Below are 16,476 nucleotides of genomic sequence, written 5' to 3'. Positions count from 1 at the left end.
TGTATCAAGGCTGGCCCGTTCGTCGGGGGCTATATAAGGTGTAACGTCGTGGTCTGAATGAGCGATTCGCGCCCCGCTGCGGTCTGAATCGTGCCAGTCATGTTCATGCAGCCGTCTATAGCGCTGCTTTTTTGTTCTTCGGGAATTTTTCATGCGCCTAAAAAACTGCCTGTTCGTAGGTTGTCTGTCGCTTATCAGCCTCCCGGCCCTGGCCGAGACGGTGAACAATCTCTATCAGGTGCGCGAGCCGGTCAGCGGGCAGACCCCGGACGAGAAGACCCGCGCGACCCGGGCTGCGCTGGAAACCCTGGTCATCCGGTTGACCGGCGACCCCAAGGCCGCGCAGGGTCCGGGCCTTGAAGCGGTGCGCAAGGATCCACAGCAAATCATCAGTCAGTACGGTTATGACGCAGGGCCGCCGGAGTCGTTACAGGTGGATTTCGATCCGGCGAGCACCGAGCGTGCGTTGCGCCAGGCGGGTCTGTCGTTGTGGGGCTCCAACCGCCCGGTGATCATGGCCTGGTGGCTCAATGACGCCACCGACGGCGCTAACCTGGTAGGCGACGGTCAGGCCTCGGCTGAACCGCTACGCCGTGCCGCGCAACATCGCGGGCTGCCGTTGCGCTTGCCGCTGGCCGATCTGGGCGAGCAGGGCATTGGCAACGCCAAGACTCTGGACGGTAATGATGTCGCCCCGTTGAAGCAGGCATCCGAGCGTTATGGTTCTGACGCGATCCTTGCCGTGCACGCGCAGGAGAACGGTGGGCAATGGCAGGGCAAATGGCACCTCTGGCTGGGTGACAAATCGGAGCAGGGCAGCGCGACCGGGGCCAGTTCGGCTGCCCTGGCCGACGCCGTGCTGCTGGCGGTGAGTCAGCGTCTGGCGCCACGGTTCGTGGTCAAGCCGGGCGCATCGTCGAGCATGGCGCTGGAGGTTCAGGGCATGAACCTTGAGCGCTACGCGCAGTTGGGGCGTTTGCTCGAACCCTTTGGCGGGCGTCTGAAGTCGGTGGACGCCGATCGTGTGGTATTTGATGTCAGCGGCAGCCCGGACCAGTTGCGTTCGCAGTTGTCACTGGCCCGGTTGCAGGAAGTGCCTGCCGGTGAGGTCGCTGCAGTCCCGGTCAATGCCGGACAGGTGCCGGTTCAGGGAGCCCCTGCGCCGCAGCCACAGGCAGCTTCTGCACAAACACTGCACTTCCGTTGGTGAAAGCGTTCATAACGACGCTGCATGACGCAAACAATTCTGGTTTCAAGGGGCTGTAATGACTGATACGCGTCGTTGGTTCTGGCTCGGCGGGGTTGTCCTGCTGTGCCTGTTTGTCTGGTTGCTGCACGCTATCCTGACGCCGTTCCTGGTGGCGCTGCTGTTGGCGTACATGGGTGATCCGCTGGCTGACCGGCTGGAAAAACTCAAGATGTCGCGCACCTGGAGCGTGGTCACGGTCTTCGTGCTGTTCACCCTGATTTTCATGGGGCTGATGCTGGTGCTGGTGCCGATGCTGGCCAAGCAGCTGTACCGTCTGTATGAGCTGGCACCGCAGATACTTGACTGGTTGCAGCATACGGCACTGCCGTGGACTCAGGCCAAGCTCGGTCTGGCGGACGGTTTCTGGAAGTTCGACAAGGTCAAGGCGGCGATTTCCGAGCACATGGGGCAGACGGGTGACATCGTCGGCATCGTCCTGGCGCAAGCCACGACCTCGACCCTGGCGCTGATCGGCTGGCTGACCAATCTGGTGCTGATCCCGGTGGTCTGTTTCTATCTGCTACGGGACTGGGACGTGATGATGGCCAAGGTGCGCAGCCTGTTGCCGCGTCACCGCGAGAAAAAGATCGTCGCCCTGGCCGACGAGTGTCACGAGGTGCTGGGGGCGTTCATTCGCGGCCAGTTGCTGGTGATGGTGGCGCTGGGTGTGATCTATGCCGGCGGGCTGATGCTGGTCGGGCTTGAGCTGGGCTTGTTGATCGGCGTGATCGCAGGTCTGGCGGCGATCGTGCCTTATATGGGCTTTGTGATCGGGATTGGCTCGGCGATTCTGGCGGGCTTCTTCCAGTTCGGCGGCGATCTGTACCCGATGCTGGGCATCATCGCGGTCTTCATGGTGGGCCAGGCGCTCGAGGGCATGGTGCTCACGCCGCTGCTGGTCGGTGACCGTATCGGCCTGCACCCGGTGGCGGTGATCTTCGCCATCCTGGCCGGCGGCGAGCTGTTTGGCTTCACCGGTATCTTGCTGGCGTTGCCGGTGGCTGCGGTGATCATGGTGCTGGTGCGGCATGTGCACGATCTGTACAAGGATTCGGATATCTACGGCGGCATGGAAGATCCGGATCTGTAAGGCGCGATCCCCGCAAAACCCCTTGTGGCCGTCCGACGTGCCGGGGGCCAGGGTGTATCGGGCACTATAAAGGTGGCTGACACACCGCTACTGCCGGCAAGTCGTACTGCTACAGTTAATGAAGGCGCCTGAATCTTTCGTATTCAGGCGCTTTTTTTGTGTCCGGGTTTTGCCCGTATTCCGTGGCCTGGCTGCTATCAGGCGCAAGCCTTTGATTTTGCAGGCGGTCGGGCGCATTGTGCGGTCAGCCCTGCGGGTATAAACTTTGCACACTTTACACAGAGGCCCCTTGGCGGTTCGTCACTGAATCGCTCAGCCAGCATGAAACCAGTTCAGCTGCCCCTGAGTGTGCGTCTGCGTGATGACGCCACCTTCATCAATTACTATCCAGGCGCCAATGCCGCTGCACTCGGCTATGTCGAGCGGCTGTGCGAAGCCGACGCCGGGTGGACCGAAAGCCTGATCTATCTCTGGGGCAAGCACGGGGTAGGGCGCACGCACCTTCTGCAAGCTGCCTGCCTGCGTTTCGAGCAAATGGGCGAGCCTGCGGTTTACCTGCCCATGGCCGAGGTCATCGATGAAGGCGTCGAGCTGTTCGATCACCTGGAGCAGTACGAGCTGGTGTGCCTGGATGACTTGCAGGCCGTAGTCGGCAAGCCGGAATGGGAAGAAGCGCTGTTTCACCTGTTCAACCGCCTGCGCGACAGCGGTCGTCGCTTGCTGATTGCCGCCTCCTGTTCGCCTCGTGAGCTTCCCGTCAAGCTGGCCGACCTCAAGTCGCGGCTGACCATGGCGCTGGTGTTCCAGATGCGCCTGCTGTCCGACGAAGAAAAACTCCGTGCCCTGCAATTGCGCGCTTCGCGTCGCGGCCTGCACCTGACCGACGAAGTCGGCCATTTCATCCTGACTCGAGGCACTCGCAGCATGAGTGCCCTGTTCGATCTGCTCGAACAACTGGATCAGGCCTCGCTACAGGCCCAGCGCAAACTGACCATTCCTTTTCTCAAGGAAACCCTGGGCTGGTGAGCGAGGGCGCATGGTAAACCCATCCGTCGTCGATCCAGCCCTCGTGCTGCAGACCGCCGCAGCCTTGCGCCACGCCAAACGTATCCTGATCATCACCGGTGCCGGGCTCTCGGCTGATTCCGGATTGCCGACCTACCGTGGCGTTGGTGGCCTTTATAACGGTCAGACCGATGACGGGCTGCCGATCGAAATGGCGTTATCCGGCCCGATGCTGCGCCGCGACCCTGCGCTGTGCTGGAAGTATATTGCTCAATTAGGCAGCGCCTGCCTGGGTGGGCAGCCCAATGCGGCGCACTATGCCATCGCTCAATTGCAGCGGCGCAAACCTGAATGTTGGGTGCTTACGCAAAATGTCGATGGCTATCATCGCGCGGCAGGCAGCCCGCCCGAGCGGCTGATCGAGATCCATGGTCGACTGGCACCGCTCTACTGTCAGTCCTGCGGCGCTGAAGACCCGCAGCTGAGCGAGCATTTGCAACGGCCCTTGCCGCCTTTATGCGCCGACTGTCACGGAGTTTTGCGACCGCCGGTGGTGTTGTTCGAGGAGATGCTGCCAGAGCTGGCATTGAATGTGCTTTATGAGGAGATGGCGAAAGGCTTTGATGCTGTTCTCAGTATCGGTACCACCGCCAGCTTTCCTTATATCCACGAGCCGATGCTGCGCACGCGGGTGGCGGGAGGCTTTACTGCCGAGATAAACCCCTCGTCGACCGATCACTCCATTCACATGGATGTATTTCTGAGGTGTAGAGCCTTAGATGTGATGGAAGACCTGTTAAGTCACATTTGATTCGATTGAATTTGCAAATGACGACGATAGAGGGCATAGTCTCGGCTTCTTTACACATCAGCCACGGTCGTGCCCATGCTAAATCGCTTCGCACCCCTCGTGCCTCTAGCACTTGTTTCACTGCTGTTCGGCTGCGCGGCCCAGATGCCAGCGTCGCAACAACAGTCGCAGAATCCCCAGTTCAAGGACTCTGTCACCGCTCAGGCCGCCGCCAAACGTGCCGATTATTCGACTTCGGTTCTGGACGACGAGATCGCCACCGAAGATGAACTGGCCCAGTTTGCCGACAGCAAGCCTTATCAGCTGCCGGTTCTGGCCGACAGCATCCTGGAACGCGGCAAGTCATTGATCGGTACCCGCTACCGTTTCGGCGGCACCTCGACCACTTCCGGTTTCGATTGCAGCGGTTTCATCGGCTATCTGTTTCGTGAAGAAGCCGGCGTGAGCCTGCCTCGTTCTTCGCGCGAGATGATCAACATCGATGCACCGCTGGTCAAGCGTCATGACCTCAAGCCTGGCGACCTGCTGTTTTTCAGCACCGCAGGGCGCGGTCGCGTCAGCCATGCCGGCATCTACCTGGGTGATGATCAGTTCATCCACTCCAGCAGCCGCCGCAGCGGTGGTGTCCGAGTCGACAGCCTCGACGATGCCTACTGGGCTCGCACCTTCATCGAAGCCAAGCGCGCACTGGCCATGGCACCTTCCAAGGTTCCTGAAACAACGACTGCGATGACTTCGACTACAATCAAGCGCCAACACCGTTAATTCCGGCCGTGCAACCGGGGAAACCCGGATTGCACACGGCCCCGGCTCCCGGCAGAGTAAGCCGCATCCCGCAAAGGTTGTTGTGTCTATGTCGTTTACGGTTCGTCTGGCTGTCGCTTCACTGGCTCTATTGCTGGCCGCCTGCTCCAGCAATCCTCGGCCAGCCCCGCCCAAGGTCATTTCCAGACCTGTGGTTTCCGTTCCTTCCCAGTTTTCTTCGCCTCTGGCTGACGATGTGCTGCTGCGCGCCATTGGGCTTGTCGGTACGCCTTATCGCTGGGGCGGCAACACGCCTGATTCGGGTTTCGACTGCAGTGGTCTGATCGGTTATGTCTATCAGGGCGCGGCAGGCATCACCCTGCCACGTTCGACTCGGGACATGATCAATCTGCGTGGGCCGGATATCGATCGCACTCAACTGCAGACCGGCGACCTGGTGTTCTTTGCCACCAGTGGCGGCTCGAATGTCAGCCACGCGGGGATCTACGTCGGAGAAGGGCGTTTCGTGCATGCGCCAGCCACCGGCGGGACGGTCAAGCTCGACAGCCTCGACAAGCCTTATTGGCAGAAAGCCTGGTTGAACGCCAAGCGCGTGATTACGCCGTCGAATCTGGCTCGCCAGTAACTGGCAGCGAAAATGTAATCAGGACCGGTGGTCTATCAGGGCTTGTTGGTCGAAGCCTGGACCGTCCGCGCCGCCGTCCGCGCCGCCGTCACTCGCCAGATTTTGTTGCCGACGTCATCGGCCACCAGCACCCCGCCCTTGTTGTCATTGACCACGCCCACCGGCCGACCTTGCGCCTTGTCATCGGCATTGAGGAACCCGGTCAGCAGGTCCACTGGCGTGCCGCTCGGTTTGCCGTCCTTGAAGGGCACGAACAAGACCTTGTAGCCGCTGTGCGGTTTACGGTTCCACGAGCCATGCTGGCCAACCAACAGCCCTTCATTGAACGGTGCTGGCAGCGACTTGCCGTCTGCAAAGGCCAGGCCCAGCGATGCGGTATGCGGGCCGACAGCGAAATCCGGCGCGATGGCCTTCTGCACCATCTGCGCGTTCTGTGGCGAGACCCTGATGTCCACGTGCTGGCCGTAATAGCTGAACGGCCAGCCATAGAAGGCGCCGTCCTGCACGGAGGTCACGTAGTCGGGCACCAGGTCGCTGCCGATCTCGTCGCGCTCGTTGACCGCCACCCATAGTTTGCCGGTGTGTGGATCCCAGTCCATGCCGTTGGGGTTGCGCAGGCCGGAGGCAAAGATCCGGTGATTGCCGGTGGCAGCGTCCACTTCCCAGATAGCCGCCCGATCCTTCTCCGCCTCCAGGCCGTTTTCAGCGACGTTGCTGTTGGAGCCGACGGTCACATACAGCTTGCTGCCGTCCTTGCTGGCGATGACGTTCTTGGTCCAGTGGTGATTGATGGTGCCGCCGGGCAGGTCGGTGACTTTCAGCGGCTCGCCCTTTATCGACGTTTCGCCCGGCTGGTAGTTGAAACGCAGCAGGCGGTCGGTGTCGGCCACATAGAAATTGTTGCCCACCAGTGTCATGCCGAACGGCGAGTTGAGGTGGTCGATGAAGACGGTGCGGGTTTCGGCGATGCCATCATGGTCCTTGTCGCGCAGCAGGGTAATGCGGTTTGCGCTCGGCACCCCGGCACCGGCGCGGCCCATGACTTTTTTCATGACCCAACCCTTTATGCCTTTGCTGTCGTCCGGTTTTGCCGGCTCGTTGGTTTCGGCCACCAGCACATCGCCATTGGGCAGTACGTAAAGCCAGCGCGGATGATCGAGGTTCTCGGCGAAGGCTGCGACCTGCGTGCCCGGGGCTGCGGTGGGTTTGCCGCCTGCGGGCCAGCCGACGGCCGGGGCGATGTTGACCGTGGGGATCAGCGTCTTGTTGGGTTCAGGCAACTGGGGCGACGGTCCGGTGCCGTCCGAGACCTGCAGCCTGGACGACTCGCCGCATGCTGCGAGGCCCCCAGCGACCAACAGTAAAACCACAATCTGGGGTTTGAGCGTGAACATGGTCGAAACTCCCTTTGCTGGCAGTCATGCAATGGCATGTCTAGCAATAGAGGCCTGGCCTGGCGCAGGGGTTCAACCGGTGATCAATTGCGCCATTGGGCCGAGCTTCGATTGACGCTCCGGGGGCAACCCACTAACCTTCGCGGCTTGTTTCAGGTGCCCGCGACCAAGGTCGATCAACAGGGTGAAACAGGGAAGCCGGTGCGAGCGCTCATGCGCTTAATCCCGGCGCTGCCTCCGCAACGGTAAATGAGTCAAGGCCACGCACACCGCCACTGTGTTCATCGAACATGGGAAGGCGCGCGGCCCGCGCAGAAACGGCAATTGCCTGTCTGTGTTCGCTCATGAGTCCGGAGACCGGCCTGATCCAATCAACAGCATCACGGAGGGCGATGCTCTGCGCAGGCTCGGGCATTCAGGTCCCGGCGCCTGCTGTCAGTCTTTGCCTGCGTCCTCCGTTTGCCACAGCTGCCCTCAAGCGGAGAGCCCGGATGAGCGAATCCCCCGAACGTGACGAACGCCACCTGGCGCGCATGCTGCGCAAAAAGGCGGTAATGGACGAGCGCATTGCCAGCTCGCCGAACGAATGCGGCCTGTTGCTGGTGCTCACCGGCAACGGCAAAGGCAAGAGCAGTTCCGCCTTTGGCATGTTGGCACGGGCCATGGGCCACGGCATGCAGTGCGCCGTGGTGCAGTTCATCAAGGGCCGCAACGCGACCGGCGAAGAACTGTTCTTTCGTCGTTTCCCCGAACAAGTGCGCTACCACGTGATGGGCGAGGGGTTCACCTGGGAGACCCAGGACCGCCAGCGCGATATCGCCGCCGCCGAAGCGGCCTGGGCGGTGACCCAGGGCATGCTCAAGGACCCGACCATCGGGCTGGTGATCCTTGATGAACTGAACATTGCCCTCAAACACGGTTACCTCGATCTTGAGCAGGTGCTCAGCGATCTGCAGGCGCGCCCGCCGATGCAGCACGTGGTAGTGACCGGCCGTGGCGCCAGGCAGGAGCTGATCGACCTGTCCGACACCGTTTCCGAAATTGCCGTGGTCAAGCATGCGTTCCAGGCCGGCATCAAGGCGCAGAAAGGCATCGAATTGTGAGTCAACGTTTACCAAGGCAATGCCCTGCGGTGTTGATCGCCGCCCCGGCGTCCGGTCAAGGCAAGACCACCGTCACTGCGGCGCTCGCGCGGCTGCATCGTAATCAGGGGCGCACCGTGCGCGTGTTCAAGTGTGGGCCGGACTTTCTCGACCCGATGATCCTCGAGCGCGCCAGCGGCAACCCGGTCTATCAACTGGATATGTGGATGGTCGGTGAGCAAGAAAGCCGTCGCCTGCTGTGGGAAGCCGCCGCAGATGCCGATCTGATTCTCATCGAGGGGGTCATGGGGCTGTTTGACGGCACGCCTTCGAGCGCCGATCTGGCGCGGCACTTTGGAGTACCGGTGCTGGCCGTGATCGACGGCACCGCCATGGCGCAGACCTTCGGTGCGTTGGCCTTGGGCTTGGCGCGGTATCAGCCTGACCTGCCATTTGCCGGCGTGTTGGCCAACCGCGTCGGTACCGTGCGGCATGCGCAGTTGCTCGAAGGTAGCCTGACCGAAGGCTTGCGCTGGTATGGCGCGCTGTCGCGGGAAACCGGGATCGAACTGCCAAGCCGGCATCTGGGGCTGGTTCAGGCCAGTGAACTGAACGACCTGGACGTGCGCCTGGATGCCGCCGCTGCGGCACTGGCCAGCACCTGCGACGCCGCGTTACCGCCCGCGGTGACCTTCGCTGCGCCCGATTTCCTGCCCGCCGAGCCGTTGCTTCGCGGCGTGCGCATAGCCGTCGCCCATGACGAGGCCTTTGCCTTTACCTACGGCGCCAGCCTGGATCTGCTGCGTGCCATGGGCGCCGAGTTGGCGTTTTTCTCGCCGATCCGCGACAGCCAACTGCCTGAAGCTGACAGCCTGTACCTGCCCGGCGGCTACCCGGAGCTGCACCACGTAGCGCTGGGGCAAAACCTGGCGATGCTGCAGGCGATTCGTGCTCACCACGCGGCAGGCAAGCCACTGCTGGCTGAGTGTGGTGGCATGCTTTACCTGCTCGATGCCTTGACCGATGTCGACGGGCAACGCGCCGAATTGGTGGGGTTGCTCAGTGGCGAGGCGGTGATGCAAAAGCGACTGGCCGCCCTGGCCCTGCAGGCAGTGGAACTGCCGGAAGGCACCTTGCGCGGGCACACCTACCATCATTCGCTGACCAGCACCGAGTTGACGCCAATTGCCCGTGGCATCAGCCCCAATGGCGGTCGCGGCGCCGAGGCGGTGTATCGCGACGGTCGGATGACCGCGTCCTACGTGCATTTCTATTTCCCGTCCAACCCCCAGGCGATGGCGGCGCTGTTGTTGCCATGACTGACCACGCCTTCAGCGCCGATGAGCGCGCGGCCGTGTACCGGGCCATTGCCGAGCGCCGGGACATGCGTCACTTCAGTGGCGGGGCGGTGGCCCCTAAACTACTGGCGCGCTTGCTGGAAGCCGCGCACCAGGCACCCAGTGTCGGCTTGATGCAGCCATGGCGCTTCATTCGCATAAGCGATCGCCAGTTGCGCACGCAGATTCAGGCGCAGGTCGAAGAAGAACGGGTTCGCACCGCTCAGGCGCTCGGCGAGCGTTCCGATGACTTCATGAAGCTCAAGGTCGAAGGCATCACAGAGTGCGCCGAAGTATTGGTCGCGGCCCTGATGGATGACCGCGAGAAGCATATTTTCGGGCGTCGCACCTTGCCGGAAATGGACATGGCGTCGTTGTCCTGTGCGATCCAGAACCTGTGGCTGGCCGCGCGCGCCGAAGGCCTGGGGATGGGCTGGGTGTCGCTGTTCGACCCGCTTTCACTGGGCCAGTTGCTGGATATGCCAAGCGGTTCAAAACCCTTGGCGATTCTGTGCCTGGGGCCGGTTCAGCAATTCTATCCGGCGCCGATGCTGGTACTCGAAGGCTGGGCGCAGGCGCGTCCGCTGCAAGAGCTGATCTATGAGAACAAATGGGGAGTGAGTCCATGAGCGTGGCGTTGTTGAGCGTCGCCGGCGTTGCGCTGGATGCGCTGCTGGGCGAGCCCGAACGAAACCACCCGCTGGTCGCGTTCGGGCGCTATGCCGAGCGTATCGAGCAGCGTTTCAATGCCGCAGGTCGTGGCTGGCGCAGCCACGGTGTCAGCGCCTGGTTCATCGCAGTGATCCCGCTGACCCTGCTGGCCACGGTCCTCAGCTGGTTGCCCTACATCGGCTGGCTGGTGGAAGTGGCGGCGCTTTACTGCGCGCTGGGTCTGCGCAGTCTGGGCGAACATGTCCAGCCGGTGGCCCAGGCGCTGCGCAGTGACGATCTGCCAGAAGCCCGGCGCCGCGTGGGTTATCTGGTCAGTCGCCAAACCACCGAGCTGGATGCCACCGAAGTGGCGCGCGCCGCTACCGAATCGGTGCTTGAAAACGGCAGCGATGCGGTGTTCGCTGCCATTTTCTGGTTCGCGGTGCTGGGCGCGCCGGGTGTCGTGCTCTATCGTCTGAGCAACACACTGGATGCCATGTGGGGCTATCGCAACGAGCGCTTCGAGCGTTTCGGTTGGGCTGCGGCCAGGATCGACGATCTGCTTAACTACATTCCTGCACGACTGGTGGCGTTGACCTACGCGCTGCTGGGCAAAACCCGACTGGCGCTGCGCTGCTGGCGGACTCAGGCGCCGCAATGGGACAGCCCCAATGCCGGCCCGGTCATGGCATCGGGCGCAGGCGCGCTGGGTGTCGAATTGGGCGGGGCGGCGATTTATCACGGCCAGGTGCATCAACGTGCGCAACTGGGCGAGGGCTTGCCTGCGGACGCCACCTCCATTGATCGCGGCTGGCAACTGGTGCAACGCGGCGTCTGGCTGTGGCTGTTGATCCTCTGCCTGGGAACTGAACTCTATGCTTGAGCACGGCGGCCGGTTACGCGGTGCAATATTGAAGTACGGCATCGACGAGGCGCACTGGCTCGACCTGTCCAGCGGCATTTCGCCGTGGTCGTGGCCGATTCCGTCGATTCCGGAAGCGGCGTGGGCGCGCTTGCCTGAAACCGACGACGGCCTGGAAAACGCGGCGCGCCTCTATTACGGCGCGCCGGATCTGTTGCCCGTGGCCGGTTCGCAGGCGGCGATTCAAGCGTTGCCGCGACTGCGTCCTACGGGCAAGGTCGGCGTGTTGTCGCCCTGTTATGCCGAGCACGCCGAAGCCTGGCGCAGTAACGGGTTTCTGGTGCGCGAGGTATTGGAGCACGAGGTAGAGCGCTTTATCGACACCCTCGACGTGCTGGTGGTGGTCAACCCCAACAACCCCACCGGCCTGAGCCTGGCTCCCGGGCGTCTGCTGGAGTGGCATGCGCGCCTGGCACAACGCGGTGCCTGGCTGGTGGTGGATGAGGCCTTCATGGACAACACTCCGCAGCTGAGTCTGGCTGCGCAGACTCAGCGTCCAGGCCTGATCGTATTGCGTTCGTTCGGCAAGTTCTTTGGCCTGGCGGGGGTTCGACTGGGCTTCGTGCTTGCCGAGTCGCGATTCCTCAAAGTACTGGCCAGGCAGATCGGCCCCTGGTCGGTCAGCGGCCCGACACGAATTCTCGGGCAGGCCTGCCTGGACGACGTAGAAGGTCATCGTCTGCAACGCCAGCGCACCGAGCAGGCGAGTCAGCGTCTGGCCGAGTTGCTGAGCCGTCACGGTTTTGCCCCGCAGGGTGGCTGCGCGCTGTTTCAATGGCTGATTACGCCGTTGGCCGCCGAACTGCACGAGTTCTGTGCCCGGCGCGGCATCCTGTTACGCATCTTTCTCAACAATGGCGCGCATAACAGCAGCCTGCGTCTGGGCCTGCCTCGCGATGAAGCCGACTGGCAGCGTCTGCAGCAGGCCTTGAGCGACTTTTCCCAGGAGCGTGCATGAACCCTCCACTGCCCGGCAAAACCCTGATGGTGCAGGGCACCACATCAGATGCTGGCAAAAGCACGCTGGTGACTGCACTGTGCCGCTGGCTGACCCGCCAGGGCGTGCGTACCGTGCCGTTCAAGCCCCAGAACATGGCGCTCAACAGCGCCGTCACCGCCGACGGCGGCGAGATCGGCCGGGCTCAGGCCGTTCAGGCTCAGGCGTGTCATCTGCAGCCGCACACCGACATGAACCCGGTGCTGCTCAAGCCCAACAGCGACACCGGTGCGCAGGTGATCATTCACGGCCGCGCGGTGACCACCATGAACGCCGTGGCCTATCACGACTACAAGGCCATCGCCATGCAAGCGGTGCTGGCCTCACACCAACGGCTGAGCGCAGGCTGGCCGGTGGTGATGGTCGAGGGTGCAGGGTCGCCGGCTGAAATCAATCTGCGCGCCGGCGACATTGCCAACATGGGCTTTGCCGAGGCGGTGGATTGCCCGGTACTGCTGATCGCCGACATCAATCGCGGCGGCGTCTTCGCGCACCTGGTCGGCACCCTGGAGTTGCTCTCGGCGAGTGAGCAGGCGCGGGTCAAAGGCTTCATCATCAACCGCTTCCGGGGCGACATCGCGCTGCTGCAGCCCGGTCTCGACTGGCTGGAACAGCGCACCGGCAAACCGGTGGTGGGCGTGCTGCCGTTCGTGATGGACCTGCATCTGGAGGCCGAGGACGGTCTCGATCAGCGCCAGGCCGACAAGGCCGAGCAGGTGCTCAACGTGGTGGTGCCGGTGTTGCCGCGCATCAGCAATCACACCGATTTCGATCCGCTGCGCCTGCACCCTCAGGTCAACCTGCAATTCGTCGGGCCGGGTCAGCCGATCCCCCCCGCCGACCTGATCATCCTGCCCGGCTCCAAGAGCGTGCGCAGCGATCTTGCCTACCTGCGCGCTAATGGCTGGGACACGGCGATCAGTCGGCATTTGCGTTATGGCGGCAAGCTGCTCGGCATCTGCGGCGGCTTGCAGATGCTCGGCGAGCAATTGCATGACCCGCTGGGACTGGAGGGCGCGGCAGGTTCCAGTGCCGGTCTCGGTCTGCTGGCCATGAGCACGGTGCTGGAGCTGGAAAAACAACTGCGCAACGTGCACGGCCGCCTGACCCTGGAAGACGCCGAGGTCAGCGGTTATGAGATTCATGCCGGTGTGACCACAGGCGCGGCGCTGGAACACCCGTTGGTGCTGCTCAGTGACGGCCGTTGCGACGGCGCTCAAAGTGCCGATGGCCAAGTGGCCGGGACCTACCTGCATGGCTTGTTCGAAAACCCTGCGTCCAGCAGCGCCTTGTTGCGTTGGGCCGGCTTGCAGAACGTGCAAGCAGTGGACTATCACGCCCTGCGTGAGCGCGATATCGAACGGCTGGCCGATCTGGTGGAACAGCATCTGGACGGCAAGCTGCTCCGTGAACTCTGCGGTCTGGAGCCAGCCTGATGCTGCAATTGATCCTCGGCGGTGCACGCTCCGGCAAAAGTCGGCTGGCGGAAAGACTGGCCAGCGAAAGCTCACTGCAGGTGGTGTATATCGCCACCAGTCAGCCACTGGACGGGGAGATGAACCAGCGCGTGACGCTGCACCGTCAACGTCGCCCGGCCAGCTGGGGCCTCATCGAAGAGCCGCTTGAACTGGCCCGTGTATTGAAGCAGAGCGCAGCGCAGGATCGCTGTCTGTTGGTGGACTGCCTGACTTTGTGGCTGACCAATCTGCTGATGCTGGAAGATCCGCAACGATTGACCCAGGAGCGCCAGGCGTTGCTCGAATGCCTGGCTGAACTGCCCGGCGAAATCATTTTTGTCAGCAATGAAACCGGGTTGGGCGTCGTGCCCCTCGGTGAGCTGACCCGTCGTTACGTCGATGAGGCCGGCTGGCTGCATCAGGCGTTGGCCGAACGTTGCCAGCGCGTGGTGTTCACGGTCGCCGGCCTGCCCATGACCTTGAAAGGATCCGCACTATGAATAATGCCTGGTGGCTTGCGCCTGCACGGGAAATCGACCCAGCCAGCCGCGAGCAGGCGTTGGCCCGTCAGCAGCAGCTGACCAAGCCTGCGGGCTCATTGGGCCAGCTGGAAACGCTGGCGGTGCAACTGGCCGCCTTGCAAGGTCGAGACAGGCCCCGGGTCGACAAGGTCTGGATCGCCATCTTCGCCGGCGATCATGGCGTAGTCGCTGAAGGCGTGTCGGCCTACCCGCAGGAGGTGACCGGGCAGATGCTGCACAACTTCATCATGGGTGGTGCGGCGATCAGCGTGCTGGCTCGACAATTGTCGGCGCAGCTGGATGTGGTCGACCTGGGCACTGTGTCGCCGCTGAACCTGCCTGGCGTGCGTCATTTGAATCTTGGTGCGGGCACGGCCAACTTCGCCACGGCCGAGGCGATGACGCAGCAGCAGTTGCAAGGTGCCCTGCAAGGGGGCCGCGACAGCGTGCTGCGGGCCAGGGATGCCGGCACCGAGCTATTCATCGGCGGCGAAATGGGCATTGGCAACACCACGGTGGCCAGCGCAGTCGCCTGCTCGCTGCTCAACTGTGCGCCGCCGTTGCTGGTCGGGCCCGGCACTGGCCTGGATGCTCAGGGCATCAGCCACAAGACGCAAGTCATCGAGGCAGCGCTGCAGTTGCATGCCGAGCAGTCCGGCGATGCGTTGGGCAGCCTGCGTGCATTGGGCGGCTTCGAAGTGGCAGCGCTGGTCGGTGCTTACATGGCCTGTGCCCAGGAAGGCATCGTGGCGCTGGTGGACGGGTTCATCTGCACGGTGGCGGCGCTGGTCGCCGTGCAGCTCAATCCGTCCTGCCGCCCGTGGCTGCTGTTCGGCCATCGGGGTGCGGAGCCGGGGCACCGGCATGTGCTGCAGACCTTGCAGGCCGAGCCGTTGCTGGAGCTGGGTTTGCGCCTGGGCGAGGGCAGTGGCGCGGCGTTGGCAGTGCCGTTACTGCGCATGGCTTGCGAGCTGCACAACGGTATGGCGACGTTCGCCGAAGCTGCGGTGGCGGATCGTCCGGCATGACGTTGCGTCTGGACCTGTTGCGTCATGGCGAAACCGAGTTGGGTGGCGGGTTGCGGGGCAGTCTGGACGATGCCCTGACTGACGCTGGCTGGCAGCAGATGCGTGCAGCTGTCATCGAAGCTGGACCCTGGGATCGCATTGTCAGTTCGCCCCTGCAACGTTGCGCACGCTTCGCCGAGGAGCTGGCGGCGCAACGCTCACTGCCCATGTCCCTGGACGCCGACCTGCAGGAGTTGCATTTCGGTGACTGGGAAGGCATCGGCACCGCGCAGCTGATGGAAACCGATGCCGAAGGGCTCGGTCGCTTCTGGGAAGACCCTTATGGGTTCACCCCGCCCAACGGTGAACCGGTCCAGGCGTTCTCTGCGCGGGTGCTGGGCGCTGTTCGGCGGTTGCGGCAGGCCCATGCCGGCGAGCGGATTCTTGTCGTCTGTCACGGCGGAGTGATGCGTTTGCTGCTGGCGCAGGCGCGTGGCCTGCCGCGTGCGCAACTGTTGCAAGTGGTCGTCGGCCACGGCGGGTTGTTTGGGTTGAGGGTCGACGATCAGTGCGAGTTGACGGAGGTGTAGATGCTGCCATTCTGGATCGCGTTGCAATTTCTCAGCAGCCTGCCGGTTCGCCTGCCCGGCATGCCCACGCCACAGCAGCTGGGCCGTTCGCTACTGTTCTATCCGTTGGTGGGCGTGCTCTTCGGCTCGCTGCTGATGGCGCTGAATCTGTTGCTCGAAGGCGCGCCGCAGTTGCTTCATGCTGCCTTGTTGCTGGCCGCATGGGTGCTGCTCAGTGGCGGTCTGCACCTGGATGGTCTGGCCGACAGTGCTGACGCCTGGCTCGGCGGATTCGGCGACCGCGAACGCACACTGACCATCATGAAAGACCCGCGCAGCGGTCCGATCGCAGTGATCACGCTGGTGATCGTTCTGCTGCTCAAGTTCAGCGCAGTGCTGGCGCTGATCGAGACCCATCACAGCCTTGGTCTGCTGCTGGCGCCGGTCATTGGCCGGGCCGCCATGCTGGGGTTGTTCCTCAATACGCCCTATGTGCGTGCCGGTGGGTTGGGCCAGGCGCTGGCCGATCATCTGCCGCGCACGCGTGGCGTTCAGGTGCTGGCGATCACTGCGGCCGCTTGCGTGCTGATAGCAGGCTGGGCCGGCATCTGCTCGGTGCTGATCGCCGGCGCGGGGTTCTTCTGCTTGCGCCGACTGATGATTCAGCGCCTGGGCGGGAGCACCGGGGATACCGCCGGGGCGATGCTGGAGTTGCTTGAGGTGTTGGTGCTGGTGGCGCTGGCCCTGGTTTGAAGTCGGCTCGCTTTTGGCGCCGATCCAATGCCAGCTTGCTCTTGATTCTGGCCAGGGGCCGTGGGAGCTCGGCTTGCCAGCGATCTGTCGCGAAGCGGCAGCAGATCCTGCCGGATGCGGTACATCAGGCCCGTCCCGGTCGGCTGATTGTTACTGCCGGTGCCCGGCAGATCGTCGGCGAGCCGGACTCCCACGGCCTGCGGCCGGAATCAAAAGCGTGGAAGTGCCACCGGCCGGCTTG

Annotated in this window: 17 protein-coding genes and 1 riboswitch; of the genes, 16 read left to right on the top strand and 1 reads right to left on the bottom strand. The window is 63.1% G+C overall.

Translation table 11 applies throughout. The features are described from left to right. The first annotated feature begins 151 nt into the window (after window positions 1–151). From ACI2KS_RS28105 to ACI2KS_RS28080, 6 genes are all read left to right on the top strand, one after another. Window positions 152–1,210 carry a DUF2066 domain-containing protein gene (locus tag ACI2KS_RS28105; RefSeq protein WP_404624294.1) on the top strand — a complete coding sequence of 353 codons (1,059 nt, stop codon included), beginning with the start codon at window positions 152–154 and terminating at the stop codon, window positions 1,208–1,210. A 55-nt stretch (window positions 1,211–1,265) separates the two neighbouring features. Beyond that, window positions 1,266–2,339 carry an AI-2E family transporter gene (locus ACI2KS_RS28100; RefSeq protein WP_404624293.1) on the top strand — a complete coding sequence of 358 codons (1,074 nt, stop codon included), beginning with the start codon at window positions 1,266–1,268 and terminating at the stop codon, window positions 2,337–2,339. Between the two features lie 321 nt (window positions 2,340–2,660). Beyond that, complete coding sequence (gene hda / locus ACI2KS_RS28095; protein ID WP_404624292.1) at window positions 2,661–3,365, top strand: DnaA regulatory inactivator Hda; 705 nt, start codon at window positions 2,661–2,663, stop codon at window positions 3,363–3,365. A 10-nt stretch (window positions 3,366–3,375) separates the two neighbouring features. After that, window positions 3,376–4,155: an NAD-dependent deacylase gene (locus ACI2KS_RS28090; protein ID WP_404624291.1), complete on the top strand. Its 780-nt coding sequence runs from the start codon at window positions 3,376–3,378 to the stop codon at window positions 4,153–4,155. Window positions 4,156–4,230: 75 nt separating this feature from the next. After that, a complete protein-coding gene (locus ACI2KS_RS28085; protein WP_404624290.1) occupies window positions 4,231–4,920 on the top strand; it encodes a C40 family peptidase in 690 nt (229 codons plus the stop codon). Between the two features lie 88 nt (window positions 4,921–5,008). Next, window positions 5,009–5,545, top strand: a complete 537-nt coding sequence (locus tag ACI2KS_RS28080) for a C40 family peptidase (RefSeq protein WP_404624289.1) — start codon at window positions 5,009–5,011, stop codon at window positions 5,543–5,545. 35 nt (window positions 5,546–5,580) lie between these two features. Here the strand turns inward: ACI2KS_RS28080 and ACI2KS_RS28075 are convergent, their stop codons facing one another. Next, entirely contained in the window at window positions 5,581–6,939 is a 1,359-nt protein-coding gene (locus tag ACI2KS_RS28075) for a PQQ-dependent sugar dehydrogenase (protein ID WP_404624288.1), read from the bottom strand. A 137-nt stretch (window positions 6,940–7,076) separates the two neighbouring features. Then, window positions 7,077–7,320, top strand: a riboswitch (cobalamin riboswitch). A 110-nt stretch (window positions 7,321–7,430) separates the two neighbouring features. Between ACI2KS_RS28075 and cobO the strand changes: the two genes are divergently transcribed. Genes cobO through ACI2KS_RS28025 form a run of 10 tightly spaced genes read left to right on the top strand, consistent with a single transcriptional unit; the run spans window position 7,431 to window position 16,235 of the window. Next, the gene (gene cobO, locus ACI2KS_RS28070; protein WP_404624287.1) at window positions 7,431–8,042 is read left to right on the top strand and encodes a cob(I)yrinic acid a,c-diamide adenosyltransferase; all 612 of its coding nucleotides are present in this window, start codon (window positions 7,431–7,433) and stop codon (window positions 8,040–8,042) included. Continuing rightward, window positions 8,039–9,340: a cobyrinate a,c-diamide synthase gene (locus ACI2KS_RS28065; protein ID WP_404624286.1), complete on the top strand. Its 1,302-nt coding sequence runs from the start codon at window positions 8,039–8,041 to the stop codon at window positions 9,338–9,340. Before cobO ends, ACI2KS_RS28065 begins: the two co-directional genes overlap by 4 nt. After that, a complete protein-coding gene (bluB, locus tag ACI2KS_RS28060) occupies window positions 9,337–9,987 on the top strand; it encodes a 5,6-dimethylbenzimidazole synthase (RefSeq protein WP_404624285.1) in 651 nt (216 codons plus the stop codon). Before ACI2KS_RS28065 ends, bluB begins: the two co-directional genes overlap by 4 nt. Continuing rightward, a complete protein-coding gene (gene cbiB / locus ACI2KS_RS28055; RefSeq protein ID WP_404624284.1) occupies window positions 9,984–10,892 on the top strand; it encodes an adenosylcobinamide-phosphate synthase CbiB in 909 nt (302 codons plus the stop codon). Before bluB ends, cbiB begins: the two co-directional genes overlap by 4 nt. Beyond that, window positions 10,885–11,889: a threonine-phosphate decarboxylase CobD gene (gene cobD / locus ACI2KS_RS28050; RefSeq protein WP_404624283.1), complete on the top strand. Its 1,005-nt coding sequence runs from the start codon at window positions 10,885–10,887 to the stop codon at window positions 11,887–11,889. The genes cbiB and cobD overlap by 8 nt, the downstream gene beginning before the upstream one ends. Then, complete coding sequence (locus ACI2KS_RS28045; RefSeq protein ID WP_404624282.1) at window positions 11,886–13,364, top strand: cobyric acid synthase; 1,479 nt, start codon at window positions 11,886–11,888, stop codon at window positions 13,362–13,364. Before cobD ends, ACI2KS_RS28045 begins: the two co-directional genes overlap by 4 nt. Further along, window positions 13,364–13,885: a bifunctional adenosylcobinamide kinase/adenosylcobinamide-phosphate guanylyltransferase gene (cobU, locus tag ACI2KS_RS28040; protein ID WP_404624281.1), complete on the top strand. Its 522-nt coding sequence runs from the start codon at window positions 13,364–13,366 to the stop codon at window positions 13,883–13,885. Before ACI2KS_RS28045 ends, cobU begins: the two co-directional genes overlap by 1 nt. Next, window positions 13,882–14,934 carry a nicotinate-nucleotide--dimethylbenzimidazole phosphoribosyltransferase gene (cobT, locus tag ACI2KS_RS28035; RefSeq protein ID WP_404624280.1) on the top strand — a complete coding sequence of 351 codons (1,053 nt, stop codon included), beginning with the start codon at window positions 13,882–13,884 and terminating at the stop codon, window positions 14,932–14,934. Before cobU ends, cobT begins: the two co-directional genes overlap by 4 nt. Further along, window positions 14,931–15,503 carry an alpha-ribazole phosphatase family protein gene (cobC, locus tag ACI2KS_RS28030; protein WP_404624279.1) on the top strand — a complete coding sequence of 191 codons (573 nt, stop codon included), beginning with the start codon at window positions 14,931–14,933 and terminating at the stop codon, window positions 15,501–15,503. The genes cobT and cobC overlap by 4 nt, the downstream gene beginning before the upstream one ends. Continuing rightward, complete coding sequence (locus ACI2KS_RS28025) at window positions 15,504–16,235, top strand: adenosylcobinamide-GDP ribazoletransferase (protein ID WP_404624278.1); 732 nt, start codon at window positions 15,504–15,506, stop codon at window positions 16,233–16,235. The last annotated feature ends 241 nt before the right edge of the window (window positions 16,236–16,476 follow it).

This window comes from Pseudomonas sp. NPDC087358 (genome assembly GCF_044900785.1).
GTDB lineage: Bacteria > Pseudomonadota > Gammaproteobacteria > Pseudomonadales > Pseudomonadaceae > Aquipseudomonas.
Note: the sequence above shows the minus strand (reverse complement) of the source record. Positions and strands in the feature narration are given on the sequence as shown.